The following is a 23,858-nucleotide window of genomic DNA, read 5'->3' as shown; positions in this document are numbered from 1 at the left end:
TTCAATAGGTATTTTTTTGAAAGGGGCAAACAATCTATGAAATATGGGGTTAGAACTTTCTTCTCAGTGAATTATCAGCTAAAATAAGATTAAAGATAGAAAGAAGTGGTGTGGATGGATTCGATGGATCATCGCATTGAGCGATTGGAATATTACATACAATTATTAGTGAAAACAGTGGATATGGACAGGTACCCTTTCTATGCGCTGCTGATTGATAAAGGGCTGAGCAGAGAAGAAGGGGAAGAGGTTGTGCGCATATGCGGTGAATTGTCGGAGGAGCTGGCAGCACAAAAAGCGCAAGGATTTGTAACCTTTGATAAGCTCCTTGCGCTTTTTGCCGGACAGCTGAACGAAAAATTAGATGTTCATGAAACGATTTTTGCCCTGTATGAGCAGGGGCTTTATAAAGAACTGATGGAAGTTTTTATAGACATTATCAGACACTTTGATTAACTGTTTACAGGTTCAAGTTCTTCGGCTGATTCATCCGCAGCAGTGTCCGTTGCTTTTTTCTTCAGTTTTCCGTTTACGCTTTCAAAGTCGTTGTCGATATTTGTGAGTGATGTTTCAAAGATTTCCATAAAATCATCGCCGTATATATGGCGGATCATACACATCATTTCTGCCACTTCAGGGAACTTTCCGAATAAATGATACAGAGGCTGTGACCCTTTAAAAACCGCGTTGCGCGTCGGATCAAATTCTTCAAGCAAGCTCCAGAATACCTCAGTTCCTTCCTCAGTCAGCTGAACATATGTGTTTCGTTTATCGTTCAGCCGTTTTGAAAACCTTAAATACCCGCGTTCTTCAAGCTTTTTTGAAAAGTTAAGTGCCGTTGAAACGTGCATGACTCCGAACTTTGCAATTTCAGAAATGGAAGCTCCATTCAGCTGATAAGCAATCCATAAAATATGGTGCTCATTAATATTCAGGTCATACGGTTTGAGCCATTGCTGCCAATCCTTCTCAATCGATTTCCAAAGAGCTTTGCTAAGCTGAGCCATTTTCTGGGTGAAGACCAGAGCCTCTTTCACATCATAAGGCGGTTCCACTTGATTCATTACGTCACCTGCTTCTCTTTATCTTTTTCTCTATTATGCCAATAAAATAAAGATTAATAAAGATGAAAATGTAAGAATTTTTTAATAAATTCTTGAGCCATTGCTAGGAAAGGCTTTTGCGAATAAAAAAAGTGCAGGTCATGTTTTGACCCGCACTTTTTTCCTTTGAATAGGATATTAGTTTTGTAAGGTTTTCTCCAGCTGTTTGATTTTTTCTTCAATATCGGCGATTTCTTTTTGAAGATCCTGCTGATGAGGTTTGATCTCTTCCTGCCATTTTTTAATTGAGGTTTGCAGTTCACCGCTCACGTCTTTAATGACATCTGCACTTTCTTTTGCCGCTTTCACTAGCTGGTCCTTTAAAGTTAAGCCGTCTGATTTTAAGCGCTTGATCGTTTCTTCAAAAGAATCGCAATTGGTTTTGATTTTTTCACGCAGCTGTTTACCTGAAGAAGGTGCTGATAGAAGAACTGCAGCACCTCCGATGATGCCGCCCACGAATAGTCCTGTTAATAGAGAACGTCCGTCCGCCATTAAAATCACCCCGTTTTTTTCTTGAAATATGATACGTGCAACTTTTTCAATTTTGTTCGAAGAATGAACTTCTATACATAGCTTGCTTTATTTTAGCATATTTTTTAAGTGAAAAGGAGGGAGAAGGTTGTCTGTCTTTATGATTGTGTTATCCTGCATCACCCTTGCCTTTGCAACAGGCGCCATTTACTATATCAGACTTCTCAGCCAGGCTGCTTCTTATCCGCCTAAGAAAGTCATCCGGCAGAAAGCGCTTGTTTGTTCAACCGGAACCGCCTTTACACTATGTCTTATCTTTTTCACAAAACTCCTCGCTTAAAACATGCTGACATGCTGCGGGCTCTTTTTTTAAAAAAACCTCTCCCGGAAGCGGAAGAGGTTTTGTGTCACATTTATTTTGCAGCTTCCATAAAACTTGAGCGTCTTAAAATGGTTTGCACAATCGGATACATCATGATCATGGCAATTGTATTCAATACAGCTGCCGGAAGAACGACTGCGGCGAATAATGCGGCGAAACCGCCAGGCAAACCGACGATAAATAAAGCTGACGTTAAAAATACAGTTCCTGATAAGATGGTGCCGATGAATGTCAGCACTGCGGCTGAAGCTGTTTTCTGGCTCTTTCTGACCAGAAGGAACAGGAAGAAAAACAGAAACGCTGATACAGGTTTGTCAATGATATTCGGAATCTGTCCGGCCGGAAACGCGGTTGTAAGAGCTGAAATGATTCCGGTCACAATCCCGATAACGAGTACATTTTGCACCCGCGGGAACAGAAGGATGCCCATAAACATCATGATCAGCATCATATCTGGTTTCATCCCGCCTAAAAAGGGCGGAATAATGGAATGGAGCGCTGCGCCGATTGCGGCAAACAGAGCCATAATGACTAACTCTTTTGTTTTCATAACTATGCTCTCCTCTGCTAAGCTTTTTGCCCTCCAATAATATGCTCATCATTTATTGCGAAGGCTTAAAGAATTTGTTATGCAAACAGTATACCAAACGAATGGTTTGCACAGCCAGACTTTTTACTCATTTTCCTGCTGGAATTTCTTCATGAACGCAGCTAATTTTTCACAGTCTTCCAGTGACACCGCATTATAAATGGAAGCACGGCAGCCTCCTACTGAACGATGTCCGCCAAGGCCTACCATTTTTCTTTCTTTTGCCTCCTGAATGAACTTTTTCGTTAATTCGTCATCACGGAGCGTAAAGGTAACGTTCATGCGTGAACGGCTGTCCTTTCTGGCATGGCCTTTATAGAAGCCATTGCTTTCGTCAATGCAGCTGTAAAGAACCTGTGCTTTTTGTTCGTTGCGCTGTTCAGCCGCTTCAACTCCGCCGTTTTTCTTCAGCCATTCAAGGACGAGGCTCAGCATATAAATGGCAAATGTAGGCGGAGTGTTGTAAAGAGAATCCGCTTTGACATGTGTTGAATATTTAAGGATTTTCGGAACGTTGTCATTTTCATTTTGCAGCCATGATTTTTTCATTACGACAACGGTAACACCTGAAGGGCCAAGGTTTTTTTGGGCACCGCCGTAAATGACGTCAAATTTGGATACATCGATTTTTCGGCTTAAAATATCGCTGGACATGTCAGCGACGAGCGGAATTGGAGAATTCGGGAATTCCTGCCACTGTGTGCCGAAAATCGTATTGTTAGATGTAATATGTAAATATGCGCCGTCTTTTACATCTGTAAGGTCAACCTCGGGAATGTAGCTGTAATTGTCTGATTCGCTTGTCGCCGTCACAGATGTGTTTCCGAACAGTTTCGCTTCAGCGAGCGCTTTTTCAGACCAAGCGCCTGTCATCACAAAATGAGCGGTTTTTTCAGGTGTTAAAAAGTTCATCGGAAGCATTGAGAATTGAAGGCTTGCCCCGCCTTGAAGAAACAGAATGTCATAGTCTTCCGGGATGCCCATCAGTTCAATCAGCAAGCTTTTCGCTTTTTGATGCACCGCTTCATATTCTTTACTGCGGTGGGAAAGCTCCATAACGGACATGCCGGATTCATTAAAATCAATAAACTCTTTCTGTGCTGTTTGCAGAACTTCTAATGGCAGCGCTGCAGGACCTGCGTTAAAATTCGTTGTACGTTCCATCATGATCTCTCCCTGTTTTCCACGTTAATGTAATAAATAATACAATTATCCTATCACAAAAATTCAGTTTTTTTGATAAAAAATTAGAATTATCAAAAGAAAATGACGAATATTTGCGAATTGTTCACAAATAAAAAAACCTCATCTTTATGATGAGGCCAAGCGTTTGGCAATGGATGAAGAAATGTCTTGGAGATCTTCCGGTTTGTAATCATCCGCATGTGTTTTCCACGCTGCTCCGAATCCGTCTCCTTTTCCGTAGCGCGGGATAATATGCATATGGTAATGGAAAACAGATTGTCCTGCTTTTTCGCCGTTGTTGTTTAACGTATTTAAGCCGATCGGTTCAAATTCATCCCTTATGGCGCGGGCAATTTTCGGAACGGCGTGAAAATATTGTTTCGCTAATTCGTCTGTAAATTCGTAAACATTTTCAATATGGGTTTTCGGGATAACGAGGGTGTGGCCTTTCGTCACTTGGCTGATATCGAGAAATGCCAGCACATGTTCATCTTCATAAACCTTTGCTGACGGGATTTCGCCGGCGATAATTTTACAAAAGATACAATTCTCTGCACTATGCATGAGGGTTCCTCCTTATGAAATTGTTTTTTTATGTATAAACTCATCGTACCACAGAAATGAAGAAAATAGAAAACAGGATGAACGGCGGAGCGTTCACCCTGAATGCAGAGGAATCAGCTTTATAAAGAAAATGTGATATGCCTTTGGTAAGCACCTCATTTGTCAATAAAATGAAGACTTGTTTAATGCTTAACGATTCCTGCGATAAACACCTCATTTGATAGTCAGCTTCAGAAATGAAGATTCATCAATTCAGTGAATGCAAAAAGGTTTGAGCATAGGACATGTTTATTTTCTGTCCAACTGTGCCTAAGACGTCTTTGACAAACACCTCATTTTTCAGTTGATATGCTTTTTCCTCTACAACGATTATATTGTCCAGAAACCTGTCTCTTTATGACAGCAAATTCATCATTTGTTAAAAGGGAATTGTTTCAAATCAGGCTTTGTTTTTGGTACTATGAAGAAAAACAATATAAGGGGAGAAACTATGTCTCTGCTATCGGTAAAAGACTTAACCGGCGGTTATACGAGAAATCCGGTTTTGAAAAACGTGTCATTCACCCTTGAACCGAACCAAATTGTCGGTTTAATCGGTTTAAATGGTGCAGGTAAAAGTACAACAATCAGACATATCATCGGGCTGATGGACCCGCATAAAGGATCTATTGAGTTAAACGGGAAAACCTTTGCTGAGGATCGGGAAGGCTATCGGTCCCAATTCACTTATATTCCTGAGACACCCGTTTTATATGAAGAACTGACGCTGATGGAACACCTTGAATTGACGGCGATGGCATACGGCCTATCAAAAGAAACGATGGAAAAAAGATTGCCGCCGCTGTTAAAGGAATTCCGAATGGAAAAGAGGCTGAAGTGGTTCCCGGCGCATTTTTCTAAAGGGATGAAGCAGAAGGTTATGATCATGTGTGCGTTTTTAGCAGAGCCTGCGCTCTACATCATTGATGAGCCGTTTCTGGGACTTGATCCGCTGGCAATCAATGCTTTGCTTGAGCGGATGAATGAAGCGAAGAAAAGCGGGGCGAGCGTGCTGATGTCAACGCACATCCTGGCAACGGCGGAGCGCTATTGTGATTCGTTTATCATTTTACATAACGGCGAAGTGCGGGCGCGCGGCACGCTGTCCGAGCTCAGAGAGCAGTTTGGAATGAAGGACGCGGCGCTGGATGATTTATATCTAGAGCTCACAAAGGAAGACGCTGGCCATGAATAACATGCTGGATATTTGGCAGTCACGGCTGCAGGAGCATATTAAAGAAACAAGAATGTACATGAAATATATGCTCAACGATCACCTCGTTATCGTTTTGATCTTTTTTATCGCAGGTGCGGCGAGCTGGTACAGCAAATGGATACGGGACATTCCCGCTCACTTTCCGTCCTTTTGGGTGATGGCCGTTCTGTTTTCACTCGTTCTGACTGGATCTTATGTGCGGACGCTTTTAAAGGAGGCTGACCTTGTCTTCTTATTGCCGCTTGAGGCTAAGATGGAGCCGTATTTGAGACAGGCGTTTGTTTACAGCTATGTGTCCCAGCTGTTTCCGCTGATTGCATTGAGCCTCGTAGCGATGCCGCTTTATTTCGCTGTCACGCCGGGAGCATCGCTCGTGTCGTACGCGGCGGTATTTGTACAGCTTCTGCTGCTGAAAGCGTGGAATCAGGCCTTGGAATGGCGTATGACGTTTCAAAATGACAGAAGCATGAAACAGATGGATCTTGTCATTCGTTTTGCCGCTAATACACTCGTTCTGTATTTTGTTTTTCAGTCGGTTTATGTGTATGCGCTTGTGATCTATATCATTATGGCGGCTCTTTATCTTTATGTGTCTTCCGCTGCAAAAGGAAAAACATTTAAATGGGAAAGCCATATTGAATACGAATTGAGACGCAAGCAGCGTTTTTACCGGATTGCCAACCTGTTTACAGATGTGCCGCATTTAAAGAAACAAGCGAAACGGAGAGCGTATCTCGACTTTTTGCTGCGGTTTGTGCCGTTTGAACAGCGTAAAACGTTTGCTTATATGTTTGCCCGCGCGTTTTTGCGTTCAAGTGATTATCTAGGCATTCAAGTCAGATTAACCGTTATTTTCGCGCTGATTATGATGTATGCGTCTGCAAGCCCGATGATCGCAGGGATTTTGACTGTGTTTACCGTCTTTATCACAGGCATTCAGCTTCTGCCGCTGTTTGGCCACTTTGACCATCTGGCGCTTCAAGAGCTATATCCTGTCAAAAAGGAAGCGAAGCTGAAAAGCTATTTCTCTCTATTAAAAACTGCGCTTAGCGTGCAGGCTCTGCTCATGGCAGCGGCCTCTGCGTATGCTGCGGGCGCTGCAGGTTTTCTGTACGCGCTGATCGGCTCTGCCGTCTTGATCTTTGTCATTCTGCCGTCTTACATGACCGCCAGATTAAAAAAACATGGAAAGCTGTGATCTGAAAAAAGGGGTAGGTCAAATGAGCGAGAATCTGCTGATGCAGGAAGCTCTTCAATGGAAAATGCATTTATTGCGAAAGGATTCCATGTTTGAACGCTTCTCAAAGCGTGTGCAAACAAAGGTGAATGAACGGATACCTGAAAAAATTCATGCAGCGGTAACTGAAAGCGTGAAAAAAATGGTGGAAGCCACGATGGCAGGATCTAATATCATCACTTATAAGAAGGATACAAGCACGCTTTCACTCAATGAAAAAAACGAGCTTGCGAAAAAAACGATTGCTTCTTATCAGAAAGTGGCGGCTGCTGAAGGAGTCGGCACAGGGGCGGGCGGCATTTTTTTAGGTATTGCCGATTTCCCGCTGCTGCTTTCCATTAAGATGAAATGTTTATTCACTTTGTCCTCGATATACGGTTTTGATGTGAAGAATGCAGATGAAAGAATGTTTTTGCTTCTTGTATTTCAGCTTGCTTTTTCAAGTGATGACTGCCGCAAAGCGCTTTTTTCTGTCATTGAAAACTGGGAGACGGAGAAAAAGGATATTGACTGGAGAGTGTTTCAGCAGGAGTATCGCGATTATATTGATGTCGTCAAGCTTTTTCAGCTTTTACCAGGGGTAGGGGCCGCAGTCGGCGGAATTGCCAATTATAAACTGCTTGCTCAGCTTGGAGATACAGCAAGACACGTTTTTCATCTGAGAATATTAAAGGAAACAGCCGGAGAGTAAAACTCCGGCTGTTTTTTTAAGATAAATGGTAAGTAATTGCAGCGCCCGCAAGCACTTTGGCAGCAGTCAGCATCGCTTTTTCATTGATATCAAATTTCGGGTGGTGGTGGGAAAAGATATCTTCAGGCTGTTCAGGAGCGGCGCCGGTAAAGAAAAAGGTTCCTTTGACATGCTGTAAGTAATAAGAAAAATCTTCGCCGCCCATTTGCGGTTCACCCTGAAGAACCTGTTGAACGCCGTCTGTGGTTTTTGCGACGTTTACCAGATGGTCGGTCTCCGCAGGGTGATTGACTACCGCCGGGTAGCCGCGTTCATAGTTGTAGTCATAGGAAGCGCCGTGCATACTGCACACACCTTTTACAACAGCTTCGATTTCTTTTTCCAGAATGTCGCGGACATTTTCATTAAACGAACGAGCTGTGCCGATGAGAGTTGCATGGTCTGCAATCACATTAAACGGGTTATCAGCCATGAAAGAGCCTGTCGATATGACAGCGGAGTGAATCGGATTGACTTTGCGGCTGACAATATGCTGCAGCGAGGAAACGATTTGCGAGCCGATCAGGACGGCGTCTTTTGTATCATGGGGGTGAGCGCCATGGCCGCCCTTTCCGTGAATGCTGATTGTAAATCTGTCAGCTGCGGCCATTACGGCGCCGGAGCGGCAGAGAATGGTTCCGATCGGCTCAGTCGCCCAAAGATGGGTGCCGAATATGACGTCTGCGTTTTCAAGACAGCCGTCCTCAATCATCGGTTTTGCGCCCCCTGGCGCGTACTCCTCAGCGTGCTGATGGATCATAATAAACGTTCCTTTCAGATCATGCCTGTTCTGATAAAGCACCTTTCCGACGGCAAGCAGAGCCGCTGTATGGCCGTCATGGCCGCATGCATGCATGACACCGGGCACTTTGGAGGCGTAAGGAACATCTTTTTCATCCTGGATGGGAAGGGCGTCAAAATCGGCCCGCAATGCGACAGCAGGACCGGGTTCGCTGCCTTCAATATAAGCCAGAACCCCATTGCCGCCGACTTTGGTGCGGATCGGGACTCCTAACGATTCGTAATAGGAAGCAATAAAAGCAGCAGTTTTTTCTTCCTGATTGGACAGTTCAGGGTACATATGGAAATGGCGCCTGATTTCCACCATTTCATCGAAACAGCTGTCGAGCTGTTTGTTTATCTCTTTTTGCAGCGTCTTTATGGACAAAGCCCCTTCCCCCTTTTCTAAGCTTTTCCATGATTGTATAGAAAAAGTCTGAATATTTCAACTGGTCGGGTTTCAAAGCATGATCATCGCTGCAATGGTTGTCACCGAAAGTCCGATCACAACGGGGAGGAAGTTCTTTCTGGCAAGCTCAAATGGATCGACCTTGCAAATGGCTGCAGCGGGAATGAGCGCCCATGGAATAAGCGTACCGCCGCCCACCCAGATGGCTGATATTTGCCCGAGTGCGGTCAGGACGGCTGGATCAGCATGGAGAGCGGATGAAAAGAGCTTGGCGATGGAGCCGGCGAGGGAAATGCCTGAAAAACCTGAACCGTCGAGTCCGGTTACGGCTCCAGCGGCAGTCAAGGCTGCGGCGGCAAGCTCCTTAGACATAGGCATGGCGTGGGATAAGGCGATGCCGAGATCATTGACAATGCCGTGTGAATGTTTAGGGAGTTCGGTACCCAAGATGCTCTCATAGCCGGAATCACCAAGATAAAAGAAAGCGGCAATTGGAATGACGGGACCGAAAACCTTAAAGCCGAATTGAAACCCCTCGATAAAATATCCAGTAATTTTTTCAAGCCCTTTCTGTTTATACACAAGGAAATGGACGATCAGCAGGATGCAAATGGCCGATCCGCCAATTAACGCGGTTGCATCATTTCCTTGAAGGTTGAATATGACCATACACGCGATATCAGCTGCAAATACAAGAGGAATCAAAAGAGCCAGCAATGACCGAAGACGTTTCGGCAAATACATTGAAGTGTCTTGTTCTTCTGACATCGGGGAAAAAGAAGCGGGCCGCAATTGTTTTTTGCGTTCACGCTGAATCATAAAGAAAGCGGCAGTTGTTGTGGTCACGCCCATAATCAGAACGAGCGGAATGCTAGCTGAGATGACATCACCGACAGGGATGCCTGCTGCATCAGCTGTCAGTTTTGGCGCTGCCTGAATGACAAAGTCTCCTGAAAGGGCAAAGCCGTGCCCGAATAAATTCATTGCCATGGCGGCAGCGATAGGCGGCAGGCCGGCACGGGAGGCTGCCGGAAGCAGAACGGCGCCGATTAAAGCGACACCCGGCGAAGGCCAGAAGAATAGAGAAATGGCAAACATCAGTCCGCCAATCAGCCAGTATGCAATTACAGGACCTTTAACAAGACGGACAAAGGGATAAATCATAGCTTCATTTATCCCTGTTTTCGTTAACACATCACTCATAGACACGATAAAACAGATGATGAAAATCGTAGGAAGCAGCTCAGATGCCGCATAGATGAAACTGTGGAATAAACTGCTGACCGAAGCTGAAAGCGAATGGCTGGCCCATAACGAAATGATGAAAATCCCAAATAACGAAATAAAGGTTGTATCTTTTCGCAGCAGCATAAAAAGAATGATCGCTCCAATAAAAAACACATAAAGAACATGAACAGACATAATCCCGATTTCCATCATTGATCACTCCTTCCGCTTCCTACAGATTATTCATAGGCGGGCGGAAGGTGCCGGGACAGATAGCATCTGACCGCAGATATTACTTCAGATAGACATGAATATGTGTTAACTGCTCGATCAACTCGTGCTTCAATACTTTTTTAGCCTGCTGCTATGCTGCGGGTACAGCAAGCCAGTTTTTTCGGTAGGCGATTATGCTTTCCGAAGGTTCTAAATATGAACCGTCCTCACGCGTCATTTCAAAATCGTCGTATCCGAATTGGAGGCCGCAGCACGAACAGATTTCATAGGAGTGATTCCCTTGGTCATCATATGCCGGTCTGTTAGCCCTTTAAACCCGCAGACTGGGCAAATATACTTCATCTAGCTTCTTGCCATAAGAAAAGCTGCCGGACATTCCGGCAGCTATTCGACAGCAACATATGTGGTGACATACGAAGGCCGGGAGAAAATGGACGTTGTGTCAACTCCGGCAGACGTGCCGCGTTTTTTGTGGGCTTCTTTGTATGAGCCTGACTGCTGCCAGTCTTGGAAGGCTCTTTCTGTTTCCCACAAGGTGAGAATGACGTACGTGTCGCTGTCAAGCGGACGCAGGACACGAATGGCTTCAAAACCGGGCTCGTTTTCGACTTTTCCCGCTCTGTTTTTAAATCTGTTTTCAAACAGCGGCCGTCCTTCCTGTGTGACGGCTATATTGTTCAATACTGCGAAACCGGGATGCTTCATGTCCCCGACTTGGTCAATGACTTCATAGGAATGGGGAGCCTGAAAAACTGTTTCTCCGTTTGTTTCATGAATTAAAATCGCATTTTCCTGTCCCTGCATCAAAAGCATATTTTCCGAGGAATGTTTTTGCACGATGTTTTTCAAAAAATCGGCTGTCCCATATGTAATATAAACCTTCATATCAGCCACCTCCTGCTTGCTAGTATATCAAAACAATGGTATAAGTTTCTATTGGCGACTGCTTCAAACATAAATCCAAACAATTTTTCCCATACTACCTTTAGAAAGGCGAGGTGAGTTCATGTTTAAGATAAAGAAAAAGAAACTTTTCATTCCCATCATTATTTTAGTGTTAACTGCTTTTCTCGCTTTAATAGGATATATTTCAATCATTTTTCTCGGTCATTATGTCATAGATGAAAAGAAGCTGATCCTTCACGCATCTTCAAAAATTGTTGACCAAAACGGGGATGAGGTCGCAAGTCTGTATACAGAAAATCGTGAACCGGTCTCTATCAATGAAATTCCGAAAGAGGTCAGAGAAGCGTTTATCTCAGTGGAAGATAAGAGATTTTATGAACACCACGGGATCGATGTGAAATCTGTCGGAAGAGCGGTGTACCGCGATATATTAGCAGGAGGAAAAGTAGAAGGCGCGAGCGCGATCACCCAGCAGCTTGCCAAAAATATTTTTCTGACACATGACAAAACGTTTTTAAGAAAAACGAAAGAAGTGATCATAGCGATCAACCTTGAACGGGATTACAGCAAGGACAAGCTGCTGGAAATGTATCTGAACCAGCTATACTTCGGACACGGGGTTTATGGCATTCAAGCTGCATCCCACTATTATTTTAATAAGGAAGTTAAAGATTTAACCGTGTCAGAAGGCGCGGTCTTGGCTGCTATTCCGAAGGCGCCTTCTACGTATTCTCCTGTTTTGCATCCTGATAAAAGCAAGGAGCGGCGTGATACGATTCTCGGCATGATGAATGACCAAGGCTATATCAGTGCGAAAGAGGCTGTCAGCGCGCAGGGGAGGACGCTCGGGCTGAACGTGAAAAAACAGTCGGAAACACCTTGGTTTGACAGCTATATTGACCTTGTGATCCAAGAAGCGGAGGACAAGTATTCCATTTCCGGAGAGCAGCTGCTTCAAGGCGGGTACACGATTAAGGTGCCGCTTGATTCAAAACTGCAAAAAACGGCTTATCAAGTCATGAAGGAAGGCAGCTATTATCCCGGAACAGATCAAGATGCTGAAGGAAGCGCAGTCTTTATCAACAATAAAACGGGCGGTGTGGAAGCGGCGATCGGCGGAAGAGATTACACGGCTAAAGGATATAATCGTGTGACAGCTGGGCGCCAGCCGGGGTCAACGTTTAAGCCGCTGGCCGTATACGGACCGGCGATGCAGGAAAAGAAATTTAAGCCGTACTCTCTGTTAAAGGATGAATTACAATCCTACGGAGATTACACACCGAAAAACTATGACGGCCGATATGAAGGGGAAGTCACGATGTCTGATGCCATCACTTACAGCAAAAACGCGCCGGCAGTGTGGACGCTGAATGAGATCGGTGTGGAAACGGGGAAATCTTATTTGAAGGCAAACGGCATTGATATACCGGATGAAGGGCTTGCTCTGGCTCTCGGCGGTTTGGAAAAAGGCGTATCACCCCTCCAGCTTGCCGGCGCTTTTCATACGTTTGCCGCTAATGGAACATACACCGAGCCGTACTTTATTTCAAACATAACAGATGAAGACGGGGAAACAATAGCCGATCATAAAGAAGAAGGGAAACGAGTATTCAGCAAACAGACGTCTTGGAACATGACGAGAATGCTTCAGCAGGTGGTTAAGAACGGAACAGCAACGTCCGGCACCTATCACGGCGATCTTGCCGGTAAAACCGGTTCTACTTCATATACAGGCGTTTCCGGCGCAACAAAGGATGCCTGGTTTGCAGGCTATACGCCGAACATAACGGGAGCTGTCTGGATGGGCTATGACAAAACAGATCAGAACCATTACTTAAAAGGCGGAAGCGCATATCCGACCAGAATGTTTAAGGATATTTTGACACAGGCTGGCGAAACGGGTTCTGCGTTTGCGAAGCCTAAAAAAGTAAAAGAACTTGAAAGCCCTATTGAGCTTGAGCCTGTCAAAACGCTGACGGCTGACTATACATTTAGGGCAGCGGGACTGTTTACGATTGAATTAAAATGGGGTGCACAAGAGGATGATCGGGCAGTGTACAGAATTTATGTAAATAAGGACGGCAAGGAAACGCTTCTTGATTCTGTTGAAGGAAAGGGAAGCTATGAGATCCCATACGCTAATTTGTTTTCGGGCGCTTCCTATAAAGTGGTGCCTTATAATACACAGACAAAAAAAGAAGGAGAAGGAACCGATTACGTTCAGCCGAAACTGTTTTCCTCTTAATGGAATTCGGCGATTTTTTGAACTTTGAGCCGCATTTCTATACCATTTGCCCAAAACGAGGTATAGTGTAATGGTCAAGGAACACGAACGTATGGTTGCAGTATGAAAGGTGGAAATCAGATGAGGAAACGAGAAACGTTTAACGAGACGTTTTTAAAAGCTGCGCGGGGAGAAAAAGCGGATCACACGCCTGTTTGGTACATGAGACAAGCCGGGCGCTCACAGCCGGAATACCGTAAGCTGAAGGAAAAATACGGATTGTTCGAAATTACACATCAGCCCGAATTGTGTGCGTACGTCACAAGACTTCCGGTCGAGCAATACGGAGTCGATGCTGCAATCCTTTATAAAGATATTATGACGCCGCTTCCGTCGATCGGTGTGGATGTTGAAATTAAAAATGGAATCGGGCCGGTGATTGATCAGCCGATTCGTTCACTGCAGGACATTGAAAAGCTCGGCAAGCTTGAGCCGGAACAGGACGTGCCGTACGTGCTCGAAACGATCAAACTGCTTGTCAATGAACAGCTTGACGTCCCGCTAATCGGTTTCTCTGGTGCGCCTTTTACGCTTGCCAGCTATATGATCGAAGGCGGGCCTTCGAAAAACTACAATAAAACAAAAGCCTTTATGTACAGCATGCCGGATGCCTGGAACCTGCTGATGACAAAGCTTGCCGACATGATTATCGTGTACGCGAAAGCGCAAATGAAGGCGGGCGCAAAAGCCATTCAAATCTTTGATTCATGGGTTGGCGCGCTGAATCAAGCGGATTACAGAACGTACATCAAACCGGTGATGAACCGGATTTTTTCTGAGCTGGCAACGGAAAATGTGCCGCTTATCATGTTTGGTGTAGGTGCCAGCCATTTAGCAACGGATTGGCATGACCTGCCTCTCGATGTTGTGGGGCTCGATTGGAGACTTGGCATTGATGAAGCCAGATCAAAAGGCATCACCAAAACGGTGCAAGGCAACCTGGACCCGTCCATTTTGCTTGCTCCGTGGGAAGTGATCGAGAAGAGAACAAAAGAGATTCTCGATCAAGGCTTAAAATCGGACGGCTTCATTTTTAACCTCGGACACGGCGTATTTCCTGATGTCAGTCCGGAAGTGCTGAAAAAGCTGACTGCATTTGTACATGAATATTCTCAATCAAAGAAAATAGGCCAATATTCCTGAGCATATTTTTTGGTATCAGGATCAAAGCCTGTCAAAATTGTTTTGTGAGAGATCATCTAAAGAGGGTGTAAACAGTGGGTAAAAAGAAAATGGGGCTTCTCATTATGGCGTACGGCACGCCTTACAAAGAAGAAGATATAGAGCGTTATTATACACATATCAGAAGAGGCAGAAAGCCTGAGCCTGAAATGCTTCAGGATCTGAAAGACAGATATGAAGCAATCGGGGGCATTTCGCCGCTTGCCAAAATCACAGAGGAACAGGCTTATAAGCTTGAACAGCACCTAAACGAGATTCAGGATGAGATTACGTTTAAAGCGTATATCGGGCTGAAGCATATCGAGCCGTTTATTGAAGAAGCTGTGGCAGAGATGCATAAGGACGGCATTACAGAGGCGGTCAGCCTTGTATTGGCACCGCACTTCTCCACATTCAGCGTGCAGTCTTACAACAAACGTGCGAAAGAAGAGGCTGAAAAACTCGGAGGCTTAACAATTACGTCTGTCGAAAGCTGGTACGATGAACCGAAGTTTGTGAAATATTGGGTTGACCAAGTGAAGGACACGTACGCGTCAATGCCGAAGGAAGAAAGAGAAAACGCGATGCTCATCGTTTCCGCGCACAGCCTTCCGGAAAAAATTAAAGAGTACGGAGATCCGTACCCGGATCAGCTTCATGAATCCGCGAAGCTGATCGCTGAAGGCGCAGGCGTATCTGAATACGCTGTCGGCTGGCAAAGTGAAGGAAATACGCCTGATCCGTGGCTCGGACCTGACGTGCAAGATCTGACACGTGATTTATTTGAACAAAAAGGCTATCAAGCATTTGTATATGTGCCTGTCGGATTTGTCGCGGACCATCTAGAAGTGCTTTATGACAATGACTATGAATGCAAAGTGGTGACTGACGATATCGGCGCCAGCTATTACCGGCCGGAAATGCCAAACGCTAAGCCGGCATTTATTGATGCTTTAGCAACAGTCGTTTTGAAAAAATTAGGACGTTAAAGAAGGCGATGAACATGAGTGACGGCAAAAAACATGTAGTCATCATCGGCGGCGGCATTACCGGTTTAGCCGCCGCCTTCTACATGGAAAAAGAAATCAGAGACAAAGATTTGCCGCTTGAGCTGACGCTTATTGAGGCAAGTCCGAGAGTAGGCGGAAAAATCCAGACAGTCAAGAAGGACGGCTATATCATCGAAAGAGGGCCTGATTCATTCCTAGAACGGAAAAAAAGCGCTCCGCAGCTTGTCAAAGACTTAGGTCTTGACCATCTGCTTGTGAACAATGCGACCGGACAATCTTACGTGCTTGTCAACCGCACTTTGCATCCGATGCCGAAGGGGGCTGTAATGGGAATACCGACAAAAATCGCGCCGTTCGTGTCAACGGGGCTGTTTTCTCTGTCAGGGAAGGCGAGAGCTGCAATGGATTTCATCCTGCCCGCAAGTAAATCAAAAGAGGATCAGTCACTGGGAGAATTTTTCCGCAGACGTGTCGGGGATGAAGTTGTCGAGAATTTAATCGAGCCGCTTTTATCAGGCATCTATGCAGGTGATATCGACAAACTCAGCCTGATGTCAACATTCCCGCAATTCTATCAGACGGAACAAAAGCACAGAAGCCTGATCCTGGGAATGAAAAAAACAAGACCTCAAGGCTCCGGCCAGCAGCTGACAGCCAAAAAACAAGGGCAGTTTCAGACGTTGACAACAGGCCTGCAGACGCTTGTCGAAGAGATCGAAAATCAACTAAAGCTGACAAAGGTATACAAAGGCACAAAGGTTACCAAAATTAGCCGAGAGGGCACGGGCTACTCGCTTGACCTTGATAACGGCGTATCACTTGATGCCGAATCAGTGATTGTAACAGCACCGCATAAAGCTGCCGCGGGAATGCTTTCAGATTTACCGGCTGTTGCAAATCTGAAAAACATGCATTCCACATCTGTGGCGAATGTCGCCTTGGGTTTCCCGGAAGGCGCCGTCCAAATGGAACATGAGGGCACGGGCTTTGTCATCTCAAGAAACAGTGATTTCGCGATCACAGCTTGTACGTGGACGAACAAAAAATGGCCGCACGCAGCGCCGGAAGGCAAAACACTGCTTCGGGCATATGTCGGAAAAGCCGGAGACGAATCCATCGTCGACCTCTCAGATAACGACATTATCAACATTGTACTGGAAGACCTAAAGAAAGTAATGAAAATCAACGGTGAGCCGGAAATGACATGTGTTACGCGCTGGCATGAAAGCATGCCGCAGTACCATGTCGGCCATAAACGCCGTATCAATGAGCTCCGTGAAGCGCTGTCTTCTTCATATCCTGGTGTGTACATGACTGGCGCATCCTTCGAGGGTGTTGGAATCCCGGACTGTATCGATCAAGGAAAAGCAGCTGTGTCAGACGCGCTGAAATATTTATTCGACTAAAAAACCTCCGTACCCGGTACGGAGGTTTTTTGTGTCAAGATGATGGCAATATTGTGTAAAAAATGTTTGAATTGTTCAGCATGGTATGATACATTTGCATATGTACTTAATGACTAAAATGTTCAAACGGTCAGTTTCGAGGTGAATACAATGTCAATAGATCGAAAAAAGCTCATTTTGGAGGCGGCTACAAAGTCTTTCACGCAGTTCGGGTATAAAGCGACGACAATGGATCTTGTCGCAAAACTTGCGAACGTGGGGAAGGGAACCATTTATACTTTTTTCAAAAACAAAGAAGAGCTGTTTGACGAGATTTTCACTACTTTATTAAAGGAAATGAAGCAAAAAGCGGATGAAGCGATGGAGCCGAACCTTCCGTTCCATGAAAATGTGCACAGAGCGCTGTTTGCCATTCTAGAGTTCAGGAAAACACATCAGCTGACGATTAAAATTTTCCAAGAGAATGCCGAGATTGGTACAATGGCTGTTCAGGAAGTGATCCAGAAAATGGAGCGAGCCATACTGTCTTATATCAAAAGTAAGATTGAAGACGGGATCAAAAGCGGCGCAATCAAGCCGTGCGACCCTGAGCTGACAGCCTTTGTGATGCTGAAGCTTTATATCGCGCTCATTTTTGACTGGGAAAAACAACACCCCCCGCTTGATAAAGAGACAATTGCGGGACTGCTTGAATTGTATGTTGTCAAAGGATTGTCAGCCAACTAGATAATCCTTTCTCTTTGCAAGAAAATGACCATCTTTCATGATGAGTCAGTTTTAGAATGGAGGCATCAGGATGAACACAATACGAAGTCAGTGGAAAGACATCGTAACAAGTAAAAAATTATTGATTCCCATTATCGCCATTTTGTTTGTCCCGCTTATTTACAGCGGCGTATTCTTAAAGGCTTATTGGGACCCGTACGGCACAGTTGACCAGCTGCCTGTCGTTGTCGTCAACCAGGATAAAGGAACGACATATGAGGGAGAAAAGCTTCAAATCGGTGATGATCTGGTAAAAGAATTAAAGGATAATAAAAACTTTGACTGGCATTTTTCCAATGATCTCGACCAATCGTTAAAGGACTTATTAAATCAAAAATACTATTTAGTAGTCGAGATTCCAGAAGACTTTTCTAAAAACGCCAGCACTGTAATGGATAAAAATCCAAAAAAACTGGATTTGAAATACCATACAAATGCAGGTTCCAACTATGTAGGGGCAACGATCGGCGAAAAAGCGATTGATAAACTGAAAGCCTCTGTTTCTAAAGAAGTGACCAAGCAATATACGAAAGTGATTTTTGATAACTTTAAAGATATCGCAAAAGGTTTGAGCGACGCGAGCAGCGGCGCGAAAAAAATTGATGACGGCACAAAGGATGCGAAAAACGGAAGCGCCCAGCTGAAAGAAAATCTGGCGAAGCTGAAGGAAAGCACCGCTACCATCAGTGACAAAACAGCGCAGCTTGCAGATGGAGCGGCTCAGGTGACGAGCGGCATCCAATCACTTGACAGCTCGCTTGGAAAATTCCAGGACAGCAGCAACCAGATTTATGATAAATCTGGTCAGCTTGCAGCAGGATCAGGCAAGATAACGGGCAAGCTGAATGAACTGAATGCCGGCCTTCAAAAGGTGCAGCAGGGCTTGCCTAATCTGACAAACGGGCTGGATCAGCTCAACAGTAAAGCGCAAGAAGAGTCGGAAAAAGCAGCAAAAGCGGAAAAACTCATAAATGCGCTCGATTTAACACAGCTTGAAACAGCTGTGAACAACCTGGAAAAGTCAGAAACTGCGATTAAGGAATTTAAAAAACAGCTGTCTGACTTTGAAAACAGCTTAAAAAACCGTGATCAGGCATTCAAAAATCTCATCAATTCGAGTGATTTCTTAACAGCAGAGCAAAAAAGCCAGCTGATCAGCTCTGTTGAAAAGCAGCTTCCGAAAGTTGATGCGCCTGATTTTGATGAAATTTTAAGTGGGCTTCCTGCAGCTGATCAGCTGCCTGACATCGCAACGATAAAAAGCTCATTGGAAGATGTGAAAGCGGAGGTTGCCCAGGTGAAGGCATTGCCGGAAGCTACCTCTAAGCTTTATAACGGCGCAAAAGCCACTCAAGACGCGATTGACAAATTAACTGCTGGATCTGAGAAAATATACAATGCGTCACAGCAGGTGACAGATGGCCAAACTAAACTGACAGCCGGCATCGGTGAATATAATAAGCAGTTCGCAAAGGCAAAATCGGGCTCAGAGCAATTGGTGACAGGAAGCAGCCAAGTATCCGGCGGATTGTTTAAGCTGTTAGACGGGTCTAAACAGGTCCAAAGCGGATCATCAAAACTTGCAGACGGATCTGCATCACTTGATACAGGTTTAGGCAAGCTACTGGACGGCACAGGACAGCTGTCTAATAAGCTGAATGACGCGGCTGATCAAACAGGAGATATCAGCGCTGATGATAAAACATACGGTATGTTTGCGGATCCGGTCAAAACTAATGACGACGCGATTCATTCCGTCCCTAACTACGGAACAGGGCTGACGCCTTATATCCTATCAATGGGCTTGTATGTCGGCGGCATTATGCTGACGGTCGTATTCCCGCTGAAGGAAGCATCAGGCCGTCCGAGAAACGGATTTGAGTGGTTCTTCAGTAAATTTAATGTCATGATGCTGGTGGGAATCATTCAATCACTTATTGTGGCGACAGTTCTTCTTCTGGGAATCGGGCTCGAGGTGGAGAGCACATGGAGATTTTACGTGTTTACGATCATTACGAGTCTCGCTTTCCTTGCAATGATTCAATTTTTGGCCACGACGATGGGCAATCCGGGCCGTTTTATTGCAGTCATTATTTTAGTGCTGCAGCTCGGGGCCAGCGGAGGAACCTTCCCGTTAGAATTGCTTCCGAATTTCTATCAGGTGATCCATGGCGCGCTGCCGATGACCTACAGCATAAACGGGTTCAGAGCGGTGATTTCAAACGGAGATTTCGGCTACATGTGGCAGATGGCCGGTGTCTTAATCGGCATTGCTCTAGTCATGATCGCGCTGAGCATTACCTACTTTACGATCTTAAGCCGGAAGGAAGACACTTCAGAAGAACAGCCGGCTTCCTAATGAAAAAGACCTTGTTTCTCAGGAAACAAGGTCTTTTTTGATTTAACATCCCCATTTGATCAGAAGTCCGGTATACGTTAATCCTCCGCCGAAGCCGAAAAGCACCAGGGTTTGGTCTTTTTTCAGCTTCCCGGCTTTCACTGCCAGATCAAGGGCCAAAACAATAGAGACTGAGGATGTATTTCCGTAGTATTCCACACTGGTGAGTGTTTGTTCAATCGGAAACGGTGTTTTTTCACAAATCGATTCGATCATGCGCAAGTTGGCGCTGTGGGGAACAAACCAATCAAGATCATCACGGCTGAGCCCTGCTTTGTGTAAAAGATGTTCAAATTCACGGGGAATGGTTCTTGCGGCCCACTTATACACTTCGCGTCCGTTTTGAACCATTTTCCCGGAATCCGCAAGCGGCATGCCGTTGAGTTCGTTCCGCAGTCCTGCCCGGTACAAAATATCCGCGCCTTTTCCATATGTTCCTTGGACGGAGGCGAGGAATCCCGGTGCCTCTTCAGTTCGTTCAATCAATAGTGCGCCCGCAGCATCGCCGAACAGAACGCATGTCGTTCGATCTGTATAATCAGTCACTTTTGACAATGTTTCTCCGGCGATGACGAGAATTTTTTGATGAAGCCCGGATGTAATCAATCCGTTTGCCAAATGGAGACCGTATGTCAGTCCTGCGCATGTCGCATTGATATCTAACGCGCCGGTGTTCTCCCAGCCGAAATATTCCTGCACCCGGCAAGCCGTACTCGGAAAGGCATAATCTGCTGTTGTTGTGGCGACGAGAATCATATCCACATCTTCAAGTGTTCCTTCGTAACGGCTCTTGAGATCTTTGACTGCTTCAATGCATAGGTCTGAAGTGAACTGCTGCTCATCGGCAATCCGCCGTTCTCTCATTCCTGTGCGCTGAACAATCCATTCATCAGACGTATCTACGATTTTTTCCAGATCCGCATTGGTTAAACGCCGGCTCGGCGCATAGGTGCCGATTGCTGTAATGTTTGCTTTTGACATAATAACACAACTCCTTTTATTATCAGATTATAACACTAGATATTAGTATCTGGTACTAAAAAGAGGATTTTTGATAAAAAAAGAGAAACTGTCAGTAGAAAACCAGAAAAGGAGGAAAAAAATGGTCAGTCAAGGAGCGATAGCCTCTATGATTATTTCCGGGGTTATTGCGTTTTTGTTGCCGATCGGACTGATGATATGGTTTAGGCGAAAGTATCATGCTCCGATTAAGGTGTTTTTTATTGGCGCTCTTACGTTTTTTGTCTTTGCTCAGCTGTTGGAGGGCGGCGTTCATGTTTATGTTCTGCAAATGAATGAAACGACGAAAGAAGTGATGAAGCATCCAGTCTGGTATGCCATTTACGGATGCTTGATGGCAGGGATTTTTGAGGAGTGCGGAAGGTATATCATGATGCGTTTCTTTATGAAGCGCCGTCTTTCTTGGGCGGACGGTCTGGCCTTCGGAGCGGGCCACGGCGGTCTGGAGGCGATATTAATAACCGGCTTGTCCAGCATTACGCTTATCGTGTACGCTTTTGCGATCAATAGCGGCACTTTTGAACAGCTTTTGATGAATCATGATGTGAAGCAGGCACTTATGCCGATTCAGGCGCAGCTGCTGAATACACCTTCGTATGAATGGCTGCTCGGCGGAATTGAAAGAATCAGCGCCCTCTCTGTTCAAATCGGTCTGTCCCTGCTTGTGCTGTATGCGGTTAAAAGCCGCCGGCCGCTGTTTTTGCTGTATTCGATTCTCTTACACGGGCTGTTTAATGTACCGGCGGTTTTATACCAAAAAGGAGTGATAGAACATGCGGCGGCTGTTGAACTCATCGTTGCTGGGATAGCCGCGGCATCAGTGGTTTGGATTGTAAAGGCAAAAAGGCTGTTTCAATAAAAAATCCAAGCAGCAGTAACAGCCTGCTTGGAAAAATATGAATGAAATATTCGTGTAGGCATGGGTATCAGAATATTTCTGATTCAGTCCTTAGCAATGACAGCAAGAGTGGCAGCGTTTTTTGCAAGAGCAATGTCTTTTCTTTTTCTTCTTTTTCTCGCAAGGGTCATGGCATTCTTTCTCTTTCTTGCAATGGTCGTGGAAATCCTTATCGAACCACTCGTCAAAGAACCAAAAATCATCAAACCAAAAATTACAATGATGTTTCCGTTCATGTGAATGACGACAGCACATAGATATCCCTCCTCTTCCCATGCTCTCTACAGCATATGCTAGATTGATAGGAAAAGATTGGACGGGTCTATCAGGAAAAGAGTATATTTTAAATAGAAAATAAAAGGAGGAATGTCCTATGACGTCCGTTCGTAAAACGATGGAGCTGATTAAAGAACTCGTTTCTATTCCAAGTCCGACAGGGAATACATATGAGGTGATCAAATACGTTGAAAACCTTTTAAAAGAATGGAAGGTCGAAACGGTTCTGAACCATAAGGGCGGTTTGATCGCCACGCTTCCAGGCCGCGATACATCCCGTCATCGAATGCTGACAGCGCACGTTGACACCTTGGGCGCGATGGTGAAAGAAATTAAAGCTGACGGCCGGCTGAAAATCGATTTGATCGGCGGTTTCCGCTACAATTCGATCGAAGGGGAGTATTGCCAAATTGAAACGGCTTCGGGGAAAACGTATACGGGCACCATTTTAATGCATCAAACGTCTGTGCACGTGTACAAAGACGCGGGAAAAGCGGAGCGCAATCAAGAGAATATGGAAATCCGCCTGGATGAGCCTGTGCACAGCCGTAAGGATACGGAAGAGCTTGGCATTGGCGTCGGGGATTTTGTTTCGTTTGATCCCCGTGTTGAGATCACATCCAGCGGATTCATTAAATCACGTCATTTAGATGACAAAGCAAGTGTGGCCTTGTTGCTTCGCTTAATCCATCAAATTCAAACAGAAGAAATTGAACTGCCGTATACGATTCATTTTCTGATTTCTAATAATGAAGAAATCGGATACGGCGGGAACTCTAATATTCCTGCTGAAACTGTTGAATACTTGGCGGTGGATATGGGGGCTATCGGTGACGGCCAGTCGACAGACGAATATTCGGTTTCGATTTGTGTGAAGGATTCGAGCGGTCCGTATCATTATCAGCTTAGAAAGCATTTGGTCGATTTAGCTGAAAAGCACCATATTGACTATAAGCTTGATATTTACCCGTATTACGGGTCGGACGCCTCAGCAGCGATCAAATCCGGGCATGATATTGTGCACGGCCTAATCGGGCCGGGAATTGACGCTTCGCACGCTTTTGAACGCACGCATAAGTCTTCTCTCCGCCATACAGCGAAGCTCCTGTATTATTATGTGCAATCACCGATGGTATAAGAGGGAGAAAATAAATGAAAATCTATGAACTGAAAAGCACTTTCGGCTGGGAAGGCGATGAAGGTCTTGGAGAACAGCTGATCCAGCAAATCCTTGCTGGAGAAAAAACGGCCACCTGCGCGCCGAAATCATTATATTCAAAAGATGAACTGAGTGATGTATATCAAACAGCGGGACAGCTTGTAACCGTTTATGATAAACATGATCATCCGAGATGCAATATAAAAGTGACAGATGTATTTGAAACGACCTTTGGAGCGCCTGATACGAGGTTAGTCAAAGGAGAGGGCAACGGAGACCGAATTGATGAATTTCAAGAGGACCATCGGAGAGCGTGGGCGGAGCTGATCAAAAATGGCGAAATGGAACTGAATGAGGACACTGTTTTGATTACAGAGCTGTTTGAGCTTGTCCAAGATTAAAAAAA

24 protein-coding genes are annotated in these 23,858 nt (G+C 45.1%); 15 read left to right on the top strand and 9 right to left on the bottom strand.

Translation table 11 applies throughout. The annotated features are described in order from the left end of the window. Positions 1-114 precede the first annotated feature (114 nt). A complete protein-coding gene (locus AU387_RS17300; RefSeq protein ID WP_024120776.1) occupies positions 115-456 on the top strand; it encodes a YhaI family protein in 342 nt (113 codons plus the stop codon). On the opposite strand, the gene AU387_RS17295 is transcribed toward AU387_RS17300, so the two are convergent. Together AU387_RS17295 and AU387_RS17290 are read right to left on the bottom strand one after the other, a co-directional pair. After that, positions 453-1,064 (bottom strand): HTH-type transcriptional regulator Hpr, encoded by a 612-nt coding sequence (locus tag AU387_RS17295; RefSeq protein ID WP_059336387.1) that lies wholly within the window; start codon positions 1,062-1,064, stop codon positions 453-455. The genes AU387_RS17300 and AU387_RS17295 overlap by 4 nt on opposite strands. Before the next feature lie 177 nt (positions 1,065-1,241). Next, entirely contained in the window at positions 1,242-1,598 is a 357-nt protein-coding gene (locus AU387_RS17290) for a YtxH domain-containing protein (RefSeq protein ID WP_024120778.1), read from the bottom strand. A 127-nt stretch (positions 1,599-1,725) separates the two neighbouring features. Between AU387_RS17290 and yhzF the strand changes: the two genes are divergently transcribed. Beyond that, positions 1,726-1,917 carry a membrane protein YhzF gene (gene yhzF, locus AU387_RS17285; RefSeq protein WP_024120779.1) on the top strand — a complete coding sequence of 64 codons (192 nt, stop codon included), beginning with the start codon at positions 1,726-1,728 and terminating at the stop codon, positions 1,915-1,917. A gap of 73 nt (positions 1,918-1,990) precedes the next feature. On the opposite strand, the gene AU387_RS17280 is transcribed toward yhzF, so the two are convergent. The 3 genes from AU387_RS17280 to AU387_RS17270 all read right to left on the bottom strand — a co-directional run bounded on the left by AU387_RS17280 (position 1,991) and on the right by AU387_RS17270 (position 4,297). Then, the gene (locus tag AU387_RS17280; RefSeq protein WP_059336385.1) at positions 1,991-2,509 is read right to left on the bottom strand and encodes a tryptophan transporter; all 519 of its coding nucleotides are present in this window, start codon (positions 2,507-2,509) and stop codon (positions 1,991-1,993) included. 123 nt (positions 2,510-2,632) lie between these two features. Further along, positions 2,633-3,712: a 3-phosphoserine/phosphohydroxythreonine transaminase gene (gene serC, locus AU387_RS17275; protein ID WP_059336383.1), complete on the bottom strand. Its 1,080-nt coding sequence runs from the start codon at positions 3,710-3,712 to the stop codon at positions 2,633-2,635. 147 nt (positions 3,713-3,859) lie between these two features. Then, complete coding sequence (locus AU387_RS17270) at positions 3,860-4,297, bottom strand: HIT family protein (RefSeq protein ID WP_059336381.1); 438 nt, start codon at positions 4,295-4,297, stop codon at positions 3,860-3,862. 490 nt (positions 4,298-4,787) lie between these two features. Here AU387_RS17270 and ecsA point away from each other — a divergent pair, with 490 nt between their 5' ends. Genes ecsA through AU387_RS17255 form a run of 3 tightly spaced genes read left to right on the top strand, consistent with a single transcriptional unit; the run spans position 4,788 to position 7,480 of the window. Next, entirely contained in the window at positions 4,788-5,531 is a 744-nt protein-coding gene (gene ecsA / locus AU387_RS17265; RefSeq protein WP_024120782.1) for an ABC transporter ATP-binding protein EcsA, read from the top strand. Next, complete coding sequence (locus AU387_RS17260) at positions 5,524-6,750, top strand: ABC transporter permease (protein ID WP_044156551.1); 1,227 nt, start codon at positions 5,524-5,526, stop codon at positions 6,748-6,750. The genes ecsA and AU387_RS17260 overlap by 8 nt, the downstream gene beginning before the upstream one ends. A 22-nt stretch (positions 6,751-6,772) precedes the next feature. Continuing rightward, positions 6,773-7,480, top strand: coding sequence for an EcsC family protein (locus AU387_RS17255; RefSeq protein ID WP_044156550.1), 708 nt, complete (start codon positions 6,773-6,775; stop codon positions 7,478-7,480). 16 nt (positions 7,481-7,496) lie between these two features. On the opposite strand, the gene AU387_RS17250 is transcribed toward AU387_RS17255, so the two are convergent. From AU387_RS17250 to hmoB, 3 genes are all read right to left on the bottom strand, one after another. After that, positions 7,497-8,687, bottom strand: coding sequence for a M20 family metallopeptidase (locus AU387_RS17250; RefSeq protein ID WP_059293117.1), 1,191 nt, complete (start codon positions 8,685-8,687; stop codon positions 7,497-7,499). Positions 8,688-8,759: 72 nt separating this feature from the next. Next, a complete protein-coding gene (locus AU387_RS17245) occupies positions 8,760-10,148 on the bottom strand; it encodes a hypothetical protein (protein ID WP_082687945.1) in 1,389 nt (462 codons plus the stop codon). A gap of 405 nt (positions 10,149-10,553) precedes the next feature. After that, on the bottom strand, positions 10,554-11,054 hold the full coding sequence (gene hmoB, locus AU387_RS17240; RefSeq protein WP_044156545.1) for a heme-degrading oxygenase HmoB: 501 nt from the start codon (positions 11,052-11,054) through the stop codon (positions 10,554-10,556). Between the two features lie 121 nt (positions 11,055-11,175). On the opposite strand from hmoB, the gene AU387_RS17235 reads away from it, so the two are divergent. From AU387_RS17235 to AU387_RS17210, 6 genes are all read left to right on the top strand, one after another. After that, positions 11,176-13,320 (top strand): transglycosylase domain-containing protein, encoded by a 2,145-nt coding sequence (locus AU387_RS17235; RefSeq protein WP_059336377.1) that lies wholly within the window; start codon positions 11,176-11,178, stop codon positions 13,318-13,320. Between the two features lie 120 nt (positions 13,321-13,440). After that, on the top strand, positions 13,441-14,502 hold the full coding sequence (gene hemE, locus AU387_RS17230) for a uroporphyrinogen decarboxylase (protein ID WP_059293115.1): 1,062 nt from the start codon (positions 13,441-13,443) through the stop codon (positions 14,500-14,502). Between the two features lie 74 nt (positions 14,503-14,576). Next, positions 14,577-15,509, top strand: a complete 933-nt coding sequence (gene hemH, locus AU387_RS17225; protein ID WP_059336376.1) for a ferrochelatase — start codon at positions 14,577-14,579, stop codon at positions 15,507-15,509. 14 nt (positions 15,510-15,523) lie between these two features. Next, complete coding sequence (hemY, locus tag AU387_RS17220) at positions 15,524-16,936, top strand: protoporphyrinogen oxidase (RefSeq protein WP_044156540.1); 1,413 nt, start codon at positions 15,524-15,526, stop codon at positions 16,934-16,936. Positions 16,937-17,086: 150 nt separating this feature from the next. Next, positions 17,087-17,662: a TetR/AcrR family transcriptional regulator gene (locus AU387_RS17215; protein WP_014479348.1), complete on the top strand. Its 576-nt coding sequence runs from the start codon at positions 17,087-17,089 to the stop codon at positions 17,660-17,662. A 70-nt stretch (positions 17,663-17,732) separates the two neighbouring features. Continuing rightward, entirely contained in the window at positions 17,733-20,060 is a 2,328-nt protein-coding gene (locus tag AU387_RS17210; protein ID WP_059336374.1) for a YhgE/Pip domain-containing protein, read from the top strand. Positions 20,061-20,102: 42 nt separating this feature from the next. Here the strand turns inward: AU387_RS17210 and fabHB are convergent, their stop codons facing one another. Then, positions 20,103-21,080, bottom strand: a complete 978-nt coding sequence (fabHB, locus tag AU387_RS17205) for a beta-ketoacyl-ACP synthase III FabHB (protein WP_044156538.1) — start codon at positions 21,078-21,080, stop codon at positions 20,103-20,105. A gap of 121 nt (positions 21,081-21,201) precedes the next feature. Between fabHB and AU387_RS17200 the strand changes: the two genes are divergently transcribed. The 4 genes from AU387_RS17200 to AU387_RS17185 all read left to right on the top strand — a co-directional run bounded on the left by AU387_RS17200 (position 21,202) and on the right by AU387_RS17185 (position 23,853). Then, positions 21,202-21,978 carry a YhfC family intramembrane metalloprotease gene (locus AU387_RS17200; protein WP_059336373.1) on the top strand — a complete coding sequence of 259 codons (777 nt, stop codon included), beginning with the start codon at positions 21,202-21,204 and terminating at the stop codon, positions 21,976-21,978. A 96-nt stretch (positions 21,979-22,074) separates the two neighbouring features. Beyond that, positions 22,075-22,257, top strand: coding sequence for a hypothetical protein (locus AU387_RS22135; RefSeq protein WP_081638270.1), 183 nt, complete (start codon positions 22,075-22,077; stop codon positions 22,255-22,257). Between the two features lie 133 nt (positions 22,258-22,390). Next, the gene (locus AU387_RS17190) at positions 22,391-23,431 is read left to right on the top strand and encodes a M42 family metallopeptidase (protein ID WP_059336371.1); all 1,041 of its coding nucleotides are present in this window, start codon (positions 22,391-22,393) and stop codon (positions 23,429-23,431) included. Positions 23,432-23,445: 14 nt separating this feature from the next. Continuing rightward, on the top strand, positions 23,446-23,853 hold the full coding sequence (locus AU387_RS17185; RefSeq protein WP_059336369.1) for an ASCH domain-containing protein: 408 nt from the start codon (positions 23,446-23,448) through the stop codon (positions 23,851-23,853). Positions 23,854-23,858: the final 5 nt, after the last annotated feature.

The organism is Bacillus halotolerans, from assembly GCF_001517105.1.
Taxonomy (GTDB): Bacteria; Bacillota; Bacilli; order Bacillales; family Bacillaceae; genus Bacillus; species Bacillus halotolerans.
Note: the sequence above shows the minus strand (reverse complement) of the source record. Positions and strands in the feature narration are given on the sequence as shown.

Coding starts and splice junctions, on each gene's coding strand:
- AU387_RS17200 (WP_059336373.1), top strand. CDS start 21,202: ATGGTCAGTCAAGGAGCGATAGCCTCTATGATTATTTCCGGGGTTATT.
- ecsA (WP_024120782.1), top strand. CDS start 4,788: ATGTCTCTGCTATCGGTAAAAGACTTAACCGGCGGTTATACGAGAAAT.
- AU387_RS17210 (WP_059336374.1), top strand. CDS start 17,733: ATGAACACAATACGAAGTCAGTGGAAAGACATCGTAACAAGTAAAAAA.
- AU387_RS17255 (WP_044156550.1), top strand. CDS start 6,773: ATGAGCGAGAATCTGCTGATGCAGGAAGCTCTTCAATGGAAAATGCAT.
- fabHB (WP_044156538.1), bottom strand. CDS start 21,080: ATGTCAAAAGCAAACATTACAGCAATCGGCACCTATGCGCCGAGCCGG.
- AU387_RS22135 (WP_081638270.1), top strand. CDS start 22,075: ATGACAGCAAGAGTGGCAGCGTTTTTTGCAAGAGCAATGTCTTTTCTT.
- AU387_RS17280 (WP_059336385.1), bottom strand. CDS start 2,509: ATGAAAACAAAAGAGTTAGTCATTATGGCTCTGTTTGCCGCAATCGGC.
- hemE (WP_059293115.1), top strand. CDS start 13,441: ATGAGGAAACGAGAAACGTTTAACGAGACGTTTTTAAAAGCTGCGCGG.
- AU387_RS17190 (WP_059336371.1), top strand. CDS start 22,391: ATGACGTCCGTTCGTAAAACGATGGAGCTGATTAAAGAACTCGTTTCT.
- hemY (WP_044156540.1), top strand. CDS start 15,524: ATGAGTGACGGCAAAAAACATGTAGTCATCATCGGCGGCGGCATTACC.
- AU387_RS17185 (WP_059336369.1), top strand. CDS start 23,446: ATGAAAATCTATGAACTGAAAAGCACTTTCGGCTGGGAAGGCGATGAA.
- AU387_RS17270 (WP_059336381.1), bottom strand. CDS start 4,297: ATGCATAGTGCAGAGAATTGTATCTTTTGTAAAATTATCGCCGGCGAA.
- AU387_RS17290 (WP_024120778.1), bottom strand. CDS start 1,598: ATGGCGGACGGACGTTCTCTATTAACAGGACTATTCGTGGGCGGCATC.
- AU387_RS17300 (WP_024120776.1), top strand. CDS start 115: ATGGATTCGATGGATCATCGCATTGAGCGATTGGAATATTACATACAA.
- AU387_RS17215 (WP_014479348.1), top strand. CDS start 17,087: ATGTCAATAGATCGAAAAAAGCTCATTTTGGAGGCGGCTACAAAGTCT.
- serC (WP_059336383.1), bottom strand. CDS start 3,712: ATGGAACGTACAACGAATTTTAACGCAGGTCCTGCAGCGCTGCCATTA.
- AU387_RS17235 (WP_059336377.1), top strand. CDS start 11,176: ATGTTTAAGATAAAGAAAAAGAAACTTTTCATTCCCATCATTATTTTA.
- AU387_RS17295 (WP_059336387.1), bottom strand. CDS start 1,064: ATGAATCAAGTGGAACCGCCTTATGATGTGAAAGAGGCTCTGGTCTTC.
- AU387_RS17260 (WP_044156551.1), top strand. CDS start 5,524: ATGAATAACATGCTGGATATTTGGCAGTCACGGCTGCAGGAGCATATT.
- AU387_RS17245 (WP_082687945.1), bottom strand. CDS start 10,148: ATGATGGAAATCGGGATTATGTCTGTTCATGTTCTTTATGTGTTTTTT.
- hmoB (WP_044156545.1), bottom strand. CDS start 11,054: ATGAAGGTTTATATTACATATGGGACAGCCGATTTTTTGAAAAACATC.